This window comes from Cereibacter sp. Soil_C_27 (genome assembly GCF_057657095.1).
In genome coordinates, this window is record NZ_JBDGJD010000005.1 from 82,107 (window position 1) to 94,263 (window position 12,157).

At 68.6% G+C, this 12,157-nt stretch carries 11 protein-coding genes; 4 read left to right on the top strand and 7 right to left on the bottom strand.

What is annotated here, in order from left to right; all coding sequences use genetic code 11:
* Nucleotides 1-81: 81 nt before the first annotated feature.
* Nucleotides 82-537 carry a universal stress protein gene (locus AC3A5Z_RS17815; RefSeq protein WP_487520663.1) on the bottom strand — a complete coding sequence of 152 codons (456 nt, stop codon included), beginning with the start codon at nucleotides 535-537 and terminating at the stop codon, nucleotides 82-84.
* A gap of 57 nt (nucleotides 538-594) precedes the next feature.
* A complete protein-coding gene (locus tag AC3A5Z_RS17820) occupies nucleotides 595-1,458 on the bottom strand; it encodes a branched-chain amino acid aminotransferase (RefSeq protein ID WP_487520664.1) in 864 nt (287 codons plus the stop codon).
* A 359-nt stretch (nucleotides 1,459-1,817) separates the two neighbouring features.
* On the opposite strand from AC3A5Z_RS17820, the gene AC3A5Z_RS17825 reads away from it, so the two are divergent.
* Entirely contained in the window at nucleotides 1,818-2,339 is a 522-nt protein-coding gene (locus AC3A5Z_RS17825) for a L,D-transpeptidase (RefSeq protein ID WP_487520665.1), read from the top strand.
* Here the strand turns inward: AC3A5Z_RS17825 and AC3A5Z_RS17830 are convergent.
* Both AC3A5Z_RS17830 and trpS read right to left on the bottom strand, forming a co-directional pair.
* Nucleotides 2,336-3,343: a hypothetical protein gene (locus tag AC3A5Z_RS17830; RefSeq protein ID WP_487520666.1), complete on the bottom strand. Its 1,008-nt coding sequence runs from the start codon at nucleotides 3,341-3,343 to the stop codon at nucleotides 2,336-2,338. The genes AC3A5Z_RS17825 and AC3A5Z_RS17830 overlap by 4 nt on opposite strands.
* A gap of 53 nt (nucleotides 3,344-3,396) precedes the next feature.
* Nucleotides 3,397-4,440 (bottom strand): tryptophan--tRNA ligase, encoded by a 1,044-nt coding sequence (gene trpS, locus AC3A5Z_RS17835; RefSeq protein ID WP_136793376.1) that lies wholly within the window; start codon nucleotides 4,438-4,440, stop codon nucleotides 3,397-3,399.
* An 83-nt stretch (nucleotides 4,441-4,523) separates the two neighbouring features.
* Between trpS and AC3A5Z_RS17840 the strand changes: the two genes are divergently transcribed.
* Entirely contained in the window at nucleotides 4,524-5,210 is a 687-nt protein-coding gene (locus AC3A5Z_RS17840) for a rhomboid family intramembrane serine protease (RefSeq protein ID WP_487520667.1), read from the top strand.
* On the opposite strand, the gene murJ is transcribed toward AC3A5Z_RS17840, so the two are convergent.
* The 3 genes from murJ to AC3A5Z_RS17855 are packed head-to-tail and all read right to left on the bottom strand — an operon-like array spanning nucleotide 5,211 to nucleotide 10,700.
* Nucleotides 5,211-6,749 (bottom strand): murein biosynthesis integral membrane protein MurJ, encoded by a 1,539-nt coding sequence (gene murJ, locus AC3A5Z_RS17845; protein ID WP_487520668.1) that lies wholly within the window; start codon nucleotides 6,747-6,749, stop codon nucleotides 5,211-5,213. It abuts the gene before it with no gap.
* Nucleotides 6,746-9,562 carry a [protein-PII] uridylyltransferase gene (locus AC3A5Z_RS17850; RefSeq protein ID WP_487520669.1) on the bottom strand — a complete coding sequence of 939 codons (2,817 nt, stop codon included), beginning with the start codon at nucleotides 9,560-9,562 and terminating at the stop codon, nucleotides 6,746-6,748. The genes murJ and AC3A5Z_RS17850 overlap by 4 nt, the downstream gene beginning before the upstream one ends.
* On the bottom strand, nucleotides 9,522-10,700 hold the full coding sequence (locus AC3A5Z_RS17855) for a penicillin-binding protein activator (RefSeq protein ID WP_487520670.1): 1,179 nt from the start codon (nucleotides 10,698-10,700) through the stop codon (nucleotides 9,522-9,524). The genes AC3A5Z_RS17850 and AC3A5Z_RS17855 overlap by 41 nt, the downstream gene beginning before the upstream one ends.
* 87 nt (nucleotides 10,701-10,787) lie before the next feature.
* On the opposite strand from AC3A5Z_RS17855, the gene rsmI reads away from it, so the two are divergent.
* Nucleotides 10,788-11,729 (top strand): 16S rRNA (cytidine(1402)-2'-O)-methyltransferase, encoded by a 942-nt coding sequence (gene rsmI, locus AC3A5Z_RS17860; protein WP_487520671.1) that lies wholly within the window; start codon nucleotides 10,788-10,790, stop codon nucleotides 11,727-11,729.
* 11 nt (nucleotides 11,730-11,740) lie between these two features.
* Complete coding sequence (locus tag AC3A5Z_RS17865) at nucleotides 11,741-12,094, top strand: YraN family protein (RefSeq protein ID WP_487520968.1); 354 nt, start codon at nucleotides 11,741-11,743, stop codon at nucleotides 12,092-12,094.
* The last annotated feature ends 63 nt before the right edge of the window (nucleotides 12,095-12,157 follow it).

Below are 12,157 nucleotides of genomic sequence, written 5' to 3' on the forward strand. Positions count from 1 at the left end.
TGGCGCCACGCCCGGCGTCTCGCGCCAAGGCGCCCGTCAGGGCGGCAAATTCCTTTCTTCAAGGAATTTGTCCTGCCCTTCTCAGGTGATCGCCTCCAGCCGCTCCTTCGACATCTCGCCCGGCACGATGGTGATCGGGATCGGCAGGTTGCCGGAGTTGCGGCTCATCTGCGTGACGAGAGGCCCGGGGCCCGCCTTGTCGGTGCCGGCCCCCAGCACCAGGATGCCGATCGCCGGATCGTCGCGCACTTGTGCCAGGATCTCCTGAACCGGATCGCCCTCGCGGATCACCAGCTCCGGGTCGATGCCCTGCCGGTCGCGCATCCATTTGGCGAAGACCTCGAAATGCGCCTCGATGCGCTCACGCGCCTCGGTGCGCATCAGGTCCGCGACCCCCATCCAGTGCTGGTATTCCTCCGGCGGGATGATCGACAGGATCTGAACCCCCGCGCCGGTATGGGCGGCGCGCAGCGCGGCAAAGCGCATGGCGTTCAGGCATTCGCGGCTGTCGTCCAGCACGACCAGAAACTTGCGCATCATCTTCCCCCTGTAACCGCCGGATCATGGCCGATCCGCCCAGCCTCTGGCAAGCACTCACCCGGCGGAATGCGCCCAGTCCATGTAGAGCGAGCGCACAAGACGGGTGATCGGCCCAGGCTGGTAGCGGGTGCCGTCGAACTCCGACACCGCCATCACCTTGGAGAAGTTGCCCGACAGGAACACCTCGTCCGCCGCGTGGAAATCCTCGAAGCTCAGCACCGTCTCGACGACATCCATACCGTCGGCCCGCAGGTTGGCGATGTGCCGCGCCCGGGTGATGCCCGACAGGAAGGTGCCGTTGGCGATCGGGGTGAAGACCACGCCGTCCTTCGCCATGAAGACATTGGCGGTCGCCGTCTCGGCCACGTTGCCCATGGCATCGGCCACCAGCGCATTGCCGAAGCCCTTGGCCTTCGCCTCGACCAGCATCCGCGCGTTGTTGGGGTAAAGGCAGCCCGCCTTGGCGTTGCAGACGTTGTCCTCCAGCACCGGGCGGCGGAAGCGGGTGCGGGTGAGGGTGGTCGTGGCCTCCGCCGAGGGCATCGGCACCTCCTCGAGGCAGAGCGCGAAGCCGGTGGAGCCTTCCTTCGGCGCAACGCCCAGATCCGAGCCGTCCAGCGCCCAGTACATCGGCCGGATATAGACCGCCTGCCCCGGACCGTAGGCCTTCAGCCCCTCGCAGGCGATGGCGACCATCTCTTCGGTTTCGACGGTCGGTGTGATCATCAGGGCTTCGGCGCTGCGGTTGACCCGGGCGCAATGCAGCTCCAGATCCGGCGCCACCCCGTCGAACTGGCGCGCCCCGTCGAAGACGGAGGAGCCCTGCCAGAGCCCGTGATCGGCGGCGCGCATCACCGCCACGTCGCCGTCATGCCATTTTCCCTCGAAGAAGGTGCGGATATTGGTGCCGAATGCCATGCTGGCTCTCCCTTTTGGTGGCGGCACTAAACCACTCCCGCTCGCCGGGGTCCAGCGGGGGAGGGCCGCAGGGCAGGGGCGGGAAAGGGAAAATCCCGGACCTGCGCAAGCGGCAGGCCCGGGCGATCGGGGCAGGGCGACGTCGGGGGGACAGGACCGGCCCGGATCGGCGATGGCGTCGCTGGAGACTTGTCGCAGATCAATGAATCCGGGGCGTGACAAAGGCCTCGCACGGCGGCGGGAATCCCCTCCGCACGGCTTCGTGAATTGTCCGGTATCGGCGGATGCTGCCAGAGTTCGGGCAATCGCCACGAGAGCTTCAGGATGGCGAAACAGGCAGTCGAATCAGCAGGTTTACCATGAAACAACGTGGCATCTTTTCCTTCGCGGCGGCGGCCCTCGCGGGCGTTGCCCTCGCCTCTCCCGCGGCAGCACAGGCGGAGCCGGTCACGGGCCCGGCCCCCGCCTCCTGGCGCGCGCATTTCGCGGCGCTGGATCAGGGCGCGATTCTCGCCGACCGCAGCGCGCAAGTGATCCATTTCTGGTCCGAGTCCGGGGCGGAGTACCGGGTCTTCCCGCTGCTCGCCGGGCAGGAGCTGCGCTCGGGCGAGACGCGGGTGATCCGCAAGGTCGAGGGGCCGACGTGGCGGCCCTCGCCGCTCCTGCGCTCGCGCAACCCGCGCCTGCCTGCGATGGTGCCGCCGGGGCCGGGCAATCCCTTGGGCAGCCACGCACTCTATCTGGCGCAGGAGGGGCTGCGGATTCATGGGGTCGCCGAAGACCCCGAGGCCCGGGCCGAGGAGAGCATCGCCCTGGCCAACGCCCATATCGCCGAGCTTTTCGCGCTGGTACGGGTCGGGGCCCCGGTCCGGCTGATCTAGGCGAGCCGCCGCAGCATCCGGAGCGAGGCACTCTGCACCAGCCCGGCCAGCACCCCGGCGAGCGACAGGAGCAGCCCTGCCACGGCCGCCGCCAGTTGCCACATCACCTCCGACCAGCGGATCGTGGCGCGCAGGAAGCGGGCCTTGCCCAGCACCTCCAGCCGTCCGACCGTGCGCGGCCCCAGCGCCTCGGCGCCATTGGCAAGCCGGCGGGCGTCGGTGGCGTCATCGACGTAGCGCAAGAGGTGCAGCGTCTGCGCAGGGGGCAGGGCGGTGCCGAGGCGCTGCACGCCCTGCATCACCTCGGCCAGAGGGCGCACCTCGGCCTGCCGCACCAGCCGCGAGAGGTCGTCGGTCGAGCGCGCGGCAGGCAGCGCCGCCCAATCCACGCCACTGCGCAGCGAGCGCTCCATCATCCCGACCAGCCGAGGCGAGAGAAGCCGCATCCTGCGCGCGATCCGCACGGTTCCGGCGCCGAGCTTCAGCGAGACGGTCGTGCCACCGCTGGCGACCACCGCCGCCGTCGCCGTCAGCCCCACGGCGGAGAGCGCGAAATCGAGCTGGTCCACCTCGGTTCCGGTCATATAGTTCCAGCCCGCCCGCCCGATCCCCATCACGTCGCCGGCGCTGGTCAGCACCATCGGCGCTTGGCACAACAGCTCCGCCGACAGCGCGCATTGCGCCGGATCGATGGCACAGCGGGCGCAGGAGTCGGCCATGGCCAGCAGGCTGGTATCCTCGGCCCTGAGCGCAGCGATCCGGTCGGTCAGTTGCACGGGCAGCGGCCGGGCGCGCTCCTCGGCCACCTCCAGCAGCGCGTCGATCACCACCCAGTTTCGCGGGTCGTCATGCAGCGCCAGCCGCAGCTTCTCGGTCAGCGCATCCGGCGTGGCATGGGTCGCCATCAGCCGCTCGGTCGCCGCCTCGATCCCCGCCGCGCCGCGATCCACGAAGGGCCGCAGCGCGGGGTCACGGGCGATCTGCATCCCCGTGAGCAGCGTCATCGCCAGCGACGCCGCCAGAAGCAGCGTCAGACCGGCGCGCGCCGCGCGGCGGATCAGCGCCGTCGCGATCGGATCATGCCCACGATCCCGTAGACATCCTCCAGAATGGGCCGGGCGATCGCCTCGGCCCGGTCGGCCCCGTCGCCGAGGATGCGGTCGATCTCGGCCGGGTCCTGCATCAGCCGGGTCATCTCGGTGGTGATCGGCGACAGATGCGCCACCGCCAGATCGGCCAGCGCCGGCTTGAAGCTGCCGAAGGGCGCGCCCGCGTGTTCGGCCATCACCGCCTCGGGGGTGATCCCGGCGAGGGCGGCATAGATGTTCACGAGGTTGCGCGCCTCGGGCCGGTCTTTCAGGCCTTCGACCGTCTCGGGCAGGGGCTCGGGGTCGGTCTTGGCCTTCTTGATCTTCTTGGCGATGGTGTCGGCGTCGTCGGTCAGGTTGATGCGCGACTGGTCCGAGGGATCGGATTTCGACATCTTCTTGCTGCCATCGCGCAGGCTCATCACCCGCGTCGCCGCGCCCTCGATCATCGGCTCGGTGATCGGGAAGAAGTTCACGCCGTAATCGTTGTTGAACTTCGCCGCGATGTCGCGTGTCAGCTCCAGATGCTGCTTCTGATCCTCGCCCACCGGCACATGCGTCGCCTTGTAGGCAAGGATGTCCGCCGCCATCAGCGCCGGATAGGCGAAGAGCCCCAGCGAGGCGTTCTCGGAGTTCTTGCCCGCCTTGTCCTTCCACTGGGTCATGCGGCCCATCCAGCCCATCCGCGCCACGCAGTTCAGGATCCACGCGAGTTCGGCATGGGCCGAGACCTGGCTCTGGTTGAACAGCACCGAGCGTTTCGGATCGACGCCCGAGGCGATGAAGCCCGCCGCTGCCTCGCGCGTCTGCTGGCGCAGCTTTTCCGGGTCCTGCCAGACGGTGATCGCATGCATGTCCACGAGGCAGTAGACCGTCTCGATCCCGTCGTTCTGCTTCTCGGCGAAGCGCTTCAGCGCGCCGAGATAGTTGCCAAGCGTCAACCCGCCCGAAGGCTGGATGCCGGAGAAGATGCGGGTCGGGAAAGCCTGAGGCGTTTGGACCGGCTCGGCCATGGGGATGCTCCGTCTGGAAAAGGGTTCGGTTTCGGCTTATCGCTGGGGGGAAGGCCCGTCAATCAACTGGGCATGAGGCAAGAATGCACAAAGACCTGAACGCGCCGCCGCTCAATCCGCTGCCGACGGCGGTCTGGCTGCTGGCCCTGCCCATCGCCGCGATGGAGGTGGTGCTGAGCGCCGGAGCCAGCGGGCTGCTGGCCAACCCCGCGGCCGAGGGCTGGCGGCTGGATGCGGTGCAGCGCTTCGCCTTCTTCCCCGACCTCATGCGCCGCATGATCGAGGCGGGCCAGTTCCCCTGGCAGGGCATGCTGCGGCTGGTGAGCTATCCGCTGGTCCATGGCGGCTTCACCCATGCGCTGATGGCGGTGGTGATCCTGCTCGCCCTGGGCAAGATGGTGGGAGAGGTATTCAAGACCTGGGCGATGGTGCTCGTCTTCCTCGGCTCGGCACTCGTGGGGGCGCTGGCCTATGCCATGGTGCCGGGGCTTTCGACGCCGCTGATCGGCGCCTATCCGGCGGTCTACGGGCTGATCGGCGCCTTCACCTTCCTGCTCTGGGTGAACCTCGCCGCCAAGGGCGCGAACCAGTATCGCGCCTTCTCGCTGATCGGGCTCCTGCTGGGGATCCAGCTTCTGTTCGGGCTGCTCTTCGGTGGCGGCTTCGAATGGGTGGCCGATATCGCGGGCTTTGCCACCGGCTTCGTTCTGTCCTTCGTGGTCAGCCCCGGCGGCTGGGCCCGGGTGAAGGCCAAGCTGCGCCGGCGCTGATCAGCGCCGCCGCAGGTTGCGCAGGTCGGACAGGCGGAAGGCGCCGATCAGGCTGCCGATGCCGAAATAGGCGACGATCCCCAGCCCGACCAGAAGCGCGAGCCCAAGGTAGCGCCAGCCGGCGCTGCCCAGAAGCGGCCCCAGCAGGATGTTGCCGGCGACCAGCACGCCCCCCATCGCCAGCGCGGCGAGCAGGATGCGCGGCATCCGCTGGCGAAACCGCTCGTCCAGCCGCGAGGCCGAGCCCATCGCGCGCGAGCCGAGCCAGAGCTGCCAGACCATGACCCAGGCCGAAACGGTGGTGGCCAGCGCCGCCGCCAGAAAGCCGATCACCGGCATCAGCGCGACGGCGAAGGCCACGTTCACCACCATCGAGATCAGCGCATAGTAGAAGGGGCGGCGGCTGTCCTCGCGGGCGTAGAACAGCGGCTGCAGCACCTTGTGCAGCACGAAGGCCGGCAGCCCGAGGCCGTAGGCCGCCAGCGCCAGCGCGGTATTGGCTGTATCGTCCGGGCCGAAGGCGCCGCGCTCGAACAGCACCGAGATCAACGGCATCGAGATCACCACCAGCGCCACGGCGGCCGGCACCGTCAGCATCAGCGCAAATTCGGCACCCCGGTTGAACGAGGATCGCCCGCCGTCCTCGTCCCCTGCGCGCAGGCGGCGCGAGAGATCGGGCAGAAGCACCGTGCCGATGGCGATGCCGACGACGCCCAGGGGCAGCTGATAGAGCCGGTCGGCATAGGAGAGCCATGCCACCGCGCCGTCGGTGAAGCTCGCCACCTGACGGCCGACCAGCAGGTTGATCTGCACCACCCCGCCCGACAGCACCGCGGGTGCCGCGATGATCGCCAGCCGCTTCAGCTCCGGCGTCAGCCGCGGCAGGCCCGGCGTCAAAGCAAAGCCGATCCGCTTGGCCGCATACCAGGTGAAGGCCAGTTGGGCCACGCCCGTCACCGGCACCGTCCAGGCCAGCGTCAGCCCCATGTCCCAGCCCGCCGCATCGGCCATCAGCATCGCGGCGATGAACATCAGGTTCATCAGCACCGGCACGAAGCTCGCCTCGGTGAAGCGCCCGAAGGCGTTGAGCACCCCCGACAGTAGCGCCACCAGCGAGATGAACAGGATGTAGGAGAAGGAGATCCGACCGAAGGTCACCGCCATGTCGAAGCGCGCGTCTCCCACGAAGCCCGAGGCCATGGCCCAGACCAGATAGGGCATCGCCAGCGTGCCGATCAGCGTAAACAGGATCAGGATGCCCGCCAGCCCGTTGAAGGCGTCGCGGGCAAAACGCTGCGCATCCTCGCCCGCCTCCAGCTTCTTGGCGAACATCGGCACGAAGGCCATGTTGAAGGCGCCCTCGGCGAAGAAGCGGCGGAACATGTTGGGCAGCGAGAAGGCGATGAGGAAGGCCTCGGCCACCGGCCCGGCACCCAGATAGGCCGCCATCATGATGTCGCGCGCAAAGCCCACGCCACGGCTCAGCAGCGTCCAGCCGCCCACCGTGACGAAGCCCTTCACCAGTCCCACGGGCTTCACGAGCGCGCCCGTTCCGCGCCTTCGGCGATCGCCTGCCGCAGCTTGCGGTCCAGCGTCTCCTGCCGGGACTTGGTGTGCAACTTCAAACCGAACATGTCTTTCACATAGAAGGTGTCGACCACCTGCGCCCCATAGGTCGCGATCACGGCGGACGCAATGTAGATGTTGTTCGCCGCCAGCGTCCGCGTCAGGTCATAGAGCAGCCCCGGACGGTCGCGGGTATCGACCTCGATGATCGTGTAGATCTCCGATCCCTCGTTGTCGAAGGCGATATGCGTCGGGAAGCGGAACTGGCTGTCGCGCTTCTTGATCTTGTCGCGGTCCTTCAGCGCCTCGCGCGCCACGACCTCGCCCTTCAGCGTCTTGTCGATCATGCTGCGCAGACGGGGCAGGCGGGCGATCTCGTAGGGCGAGCCCTCGGCATCCTGGATCCAGAACACCGCCGTGGCATAGCCGTCCTTCGATGTGTAGGTCCGCGCATCCACGACGTTCGCCCCGACCAGCGCCAGCGCGCCTGCGAGACGCGAGAAGATGCCGGGATGGTCCTCCAGCGCGAAACAGGCGCGGGTGGCATCGCGATGCGGATCGGGGTGCAGGTCGATGCGGATCTCGTTGTCGGGCAGGTCGAGCAGCATCGAGGCGAAGACGGTGTGCGTCGCGGTGGACAGCGCCTGCCAGTAGGGCGGGTAATGCCGGGCGAGCTCGGCGCGCAGGTCCTTCGGGTCCCAGTCCGCCAGCGCCTCGCGCAGCGCGCGCTTGGCCTCGTCGGCCCGGTTCTCGCGGTTCAGCGTCTCGAGCCCGCCCTCCAGCGCCGTCGCGGTGTCGCGATAGAGCTGGCGCAGAAGCTGTGCCTTCCAGTTGTTCCATGTTCCCGGCCCGACGCCGCGGATGTCGCAGACCGTGAGCACCGTCAGCAGGTCGAGCCTGCGGCGGGAACGGACGATCTTGGCGAAGTCGCGCACCGTGCGCGGATCGCCGATGTCGCGCTTCTGCGCCATGTCCGACATCACCAGATGGTAGCGCACCAGCCATTCCACCGTCTCGGCTTCCTCGGCGTTCAGCCCCAGCCGCGGCGCCAGCCGGCGCACGATCTGCGCGCCGAGGATCGAGTGATCCTCGGGCCGCCCCTTGCCGATGTCATGCAGCAGGAGCGCCACATAGAGCACCCGCCGGTTCACCCCCTCGGTCAGGATGCGCGAGGCGATCGGCAGCTCCTCCACCAGCTCGTTGCGCTCGATCTGGGCGAGGGTGGAGATGCACTGGATGGTGTGCTCGTCGACCGTGTAGTGATGGTAGACGTTGAACTGCATCATCGCCACGATGCGCTCGAATTCCGGGATGAAGGCGCCGAGCACGTCGAGCTCGTTCATCCGCCGCAGGCAGCGTTCCGGGTTGCCGTGCTTGAGCAGCATGTCGAGGAAGATGCGGTTGGCCTCGCGGTCGTTCTGCATCTCCTCGTCGATCAGCTCGAGATTGGCCGCGATCAGCCGCATGGCGTTCGGGTGCAGCAGGAGCCCGGTGCGCAGCGCCTCCTCGAAGATGCGCAGCAGGTTCAGCTTGTCTGCGAGGAAGGCCTGCGGGTCGACCACCTCGATCCGGCCCTGCTTCAGCCGGTAGCCGGGTTTCAGCTTCTTGCGGCGGCGGAACAGGCCGATCAGCGGGGGCTCGCTTTTTGCGTGCCGCGCCTCGAGCTCTGTCAGGAAGACCCGGGTCAGCTCGCCCACCTTGGTCGCCTGCCGGAAGTAATCCTGCATGAAATGCTCGACCGCCCGCCGTCCCCCGGCATCGCGATAGCCCATCCGCGCCGCCACATCGACCTGCAGATCGAAGGTCAGCTGGTCGGTGGCGCGGGCGGTGATGTAGTGCAGATGGCAGCGCACCGCCCAGAGGAAATCCTCGGCCTTCTCGAAGGTGCGGTATTCGTCCAGCGTCAGCAGCCCGGCCTCGACCAGCCCCTCGACGCTGGAGACGCGGTTGAGATACTTGCCGATCCAGTAGAGCGTCTGCAGGTCGCGCAGCCCGCCCTTGCCCTCCTTCACGTTGGGTTCGAGCACATAGCGCTGCCCGCCCTGCCGCTTGTGGCGCGCGGCACGCTCGGTCAGCTTGGCGTCGATGAAGGCTGCGCCAGAACTGCGGAACAGCTCCTGCCACAGCCGCTCACCGAGCTCCGCCGCCAGGGGCTCGTGCCCGGCGAGGAAGCGGTGTTCCAGAAGGGCGGTGCGGATCGTCATGTCGTCGCGCCCGAGCCGCAGGCAGTCCTTCACCGTGCGGCTGGCATGGCCGACCTTCAGCTTCAGATCCCAGAGCATGTAGAGCATGCTCTCGATCACCGACTCCGCCCAGGGCGTGATCTTCCATGGCGTGAGGAACAGCAGGTCGACGTCGGAATGCGGCGCCATCTCGGCCCGGCCATAGCCGCCGACCGCCAGCACGGCGATGCGCTCGGATTCGGTGGGGTTCGACAGCGGATGCAGATGCTCACAGGCGATGGTGAGGGCGGTGGTCACCAGCCCGTCGGTCAGCACCGCCTGCGCCCGGATCAGGGCGCGGGCGGCGGTGGGGCGGGCGGCGAAGGCCTCTTCCAGCGCCGCGTTGCCTCTGGCCTTGGCCTCGGCCAGATGCCGCACCGCCACGCTCCGCGCGGCGCGCGGATCGAGCTCGGGAGTGGCTGCGAGTTCGGCGGCGATCGCGCCTGTCAGCGCGACCGGATCGACGATGGCGGTGCGGGGCAGGAGCAGGTCCTGCGCGGGGAGGGTCTGGGCAGATGCCGGCTCAGAAGCCGGCACCGCCGAAGCTGCGGGGCGCCGGGTCAATCACTGCCACCTGGTTGTTGCGGATCTGCGCTACGGCCAGTCCGCGCTCGTTGGTGCCGTCGCCCAGAAGGCGGAAAATCCCGTTCACTCCCACAAAACCCGAGCCCTGCGTCAGCCGCCGCCCCGTCAGGGCATCGGACTGCCCCTGTTTCACCAGCGCGCCGATCGCGGCGATCCCGTCATAGGCCAGCCCCGAGATCGGATGCGGCGCCTCGCCGAAGGCGGTCTGGTAGCGCGCCTGATACTGGCTGTAGAGCCCCGGATCGGGCAGCGCGAACCAGCCGCCCTGCACGCTCGGCAGCGCCAGCGTCGCCGCCGGAATGTCCCAGCGGGTCAGGCCGATGAAGCGCGTAACCTCGGGGCTCACGTTGTTGTCGCGCACGAGCTGGGTCAGCAGCGGCAGCGCGCCCGCGGTATCAGCGGTGAGGAACATCGCCTGCGCGTTGCTGGAGCGCGCCGTGTCGGCGATGCCCGGCACTGCGGCGACAAGGCCGTTCTGCGAGAACTCGTAGCCCGAGGTCGCGACGACACTTCCGCCCGCCCGCTGCACGCCACGCTGGATCGCCGCCTTGCCGCTCTGGCCGGCGGTGGTGTTGTCATGCACCACCATGATCCGCGTCGTGCCCTGCCGCACGGCATAGCGCGACAGGCGGTCGGCGGTGTTCTGGAAGGTCGGCCCCAGCACGAAGACGTTGCCGCCCGCGATGTCGCCGTTGTTGGAGAAGCTCAGCACGTTCACGCCGCGCGAGGCCACGGCATTGCCCGCCGCATTGGCTTCCTGCGCGAAGACCGGGCCGAGGATGATCTTGGCCCCCTCGTCCACCGCCTTGGTCGCCATGGCGGCGGCCTGCGCGGGCTGGCCCGAGGTGTTGTAGACCCGCAGGTCGATCTTCACGCCGCCGAGATCGGAGATCGCCAGCCGTGCGGCGTTCTGCAGGCTGCGGGCGAGAAGCTCGTCGCTCGCCTGTCCCGAGCCCGCAGGCACGAGAAGCGCCACCGGCACGGCGGCGGAGGTATCGATCGAAGGGCCGCCCGCCCCGCCCGGGCCAACAGGCTCGCAGGCGGCGACGGTCAGCGCGGTTATGGCAATTACGACGCGGCTCAATGACTTGCGGGCAAGCCCTAAAAGGGACAACATGCGAACTTCCTCTTCCCGTGGGGGCAGCAATGGGCGGCAGGTTATGCGTTCCGGCCGCTGATGGCAACTTTCGAAGGAGTCCCGCAGATGAGCACCGGCAAGGCGGAGCCGCTCCCCGACGAGGGTGCCGACAGAGCCCCCGATGACACGCAGGAAAGCCGTGCGCCGCTGCACCAGCCCGACCGCCGCAGTCTGCCGCCGGGCCTGCATTTCATCGCGACGCCGATCGGTGCGGCGCGCGACATCACGCTGCGCGCGCTCGACATCCTCGCCACCGCCGACGTGCTGGCCGCCGAGGACACCCGCACCCTGCGGCATCTGATGGAGATCCACGGCGTACCGCTCGGCGGACGTCCGCTTGTCGCCTATCACGACCACAACGGCGAGCAGATGCGCCCGCGGCTGCTGCGCGCGCTGGAGGAGGGCAAGTCGGTGGCCTATGCCTCGGAGGCCGGAACCCCGCTGGTGGCCGATCCGGGCTATCAGCTGTCGCGCGCCGCCATTGCCGCGGGCTTTCCCGTGCTGGCCGCCCCCGGCCCCTCGGCGGTGCTGGCCGCGCTGACGGTCGCGGGGCTGCCGAGCGACCGCTTCCTCTTTGCGGGCTTCCCGCCGGCGGCGGCGGGCGCGCGGCGCCGCTTCTTCGCCGATCTCGCCGCCGTGCCGGCGACGCTGGTGTTCTACGAATCGCCCAAGCGCGTTAGCCGAACATTAAGGGAAATGGTGGAGAGTTTCGGCAACCGGGAGGCTGCGGTGTGTCGGGAACTGACCAAGCGATTCGAGGAAGTGACGCGCGGACCGCTGCAGGATCTGGCGGCGGCCTTCGCGGATCGCTCGGTGAAGGGCGAGATCGTCGTGCTCGTGGACCGGGCGCAGGCAGTGGTGGCCGATGCGGCCAGTCTTGAAGCGGCGCTGGAGGCGGCGTTGCAGGTGATGTCGGTGAAGGATGCGGCGGCGGAGGTCTCGCAGAAGCTGGGGCTGCCGCGGCGCGACGTGTATCAGGTGGCCCTGCGGCTGGCGGAGGAAGAGTGATGGCAAAGGATGTGCGCGGCGAGGTGGCCTATCTGTCGGGGCTCCATGCCGAGGATGCGGTGGCGCGGATCTATGCGCGCTCGGGTCGCCCCATCGCCGCCACCCGCTGGCGCGGCACGGCCGGCGAGATCGACCTGATCGCCCGCGACGGCGCCGAGGTGATCTTCATCGAGGTGAAGAAAAGCACGAGCCATGCCGAGGCCGCCCAACGCCTCAGCCGTCGGCAGATGGACCGGATCTATGCCTCGGCCTCGGAATTCCTCGCTGGCGAACCGGCGGGCCAATTGACCGAGGCGCGCTTCGACGTGGCGCTGGTCGATGCGCGGGGCGCCGTCGAGATCATCGAGAACGCCTTCGCCGCCTGAGCCCACCGCATTGCAACCGCGGGCGGCTTCCGTCATCAAGGGGGCCTTACCGGCGGGAGACAG

Coding starts and splice junctions, on each gene's coding strand:
- AC3A5Z_RS17820 (WP_487520664.1), bottom strand. CDS start 1,458: ATGGCATTCGGCACCAATATCCGCACCTTCTTCGAGGGAAAATGGCAT.
- trpS (WP_136793376.1), bottom strand. CDS start 4,440: ATGGCCGAGCCGGTCCAAACGCCTCAGGCTTTCCCGACCCGCATCTTC.
- AC3A5Z_RS17825 (WP_487520665.1), top strand. CDS start 1,818: ATGAAACAACGTGGCATCTTTTCCTTCGCGGCGGCGGCCCTCGCGGGC.
- AC3A5Z_RS17830 (WP_487520666.1), bottom strand. CDS start 3,343: ATGACGCTGCTCACGGGGATGCAGATCGCCCGTGACCCCGCGCTGCGG.
- AC3A5Z_RS17840 (WP_487520667.1), top strand. CDS start 4,524: ATGCACAAAGACCTGAACGCGCCGCCGCTCAATCCGCTGCCGACGGCG.
- AC3A5Z_RS17855 (WP_487520670.1), bottom strand. CDS start 10,700: ATGTTGTCCCTTTTAGGGCTTGCCCGCAAGTCATTGAGCCGCGTCGTA.
- rsmI (WP_487520671.1), top strand. CDS start 10,788: ATGAGCACCGGCAAGGCGGAGCCGCTCCCCGACGAGGGTGCCGACAGA.
- AC3A5Z_RS17815 (WP_487520663.1), bottom strand. CDS start 537: ATGCGCAAGTTTCTGGTCGTGCTGGACGACAGCCGCGAATGCCTGAAC.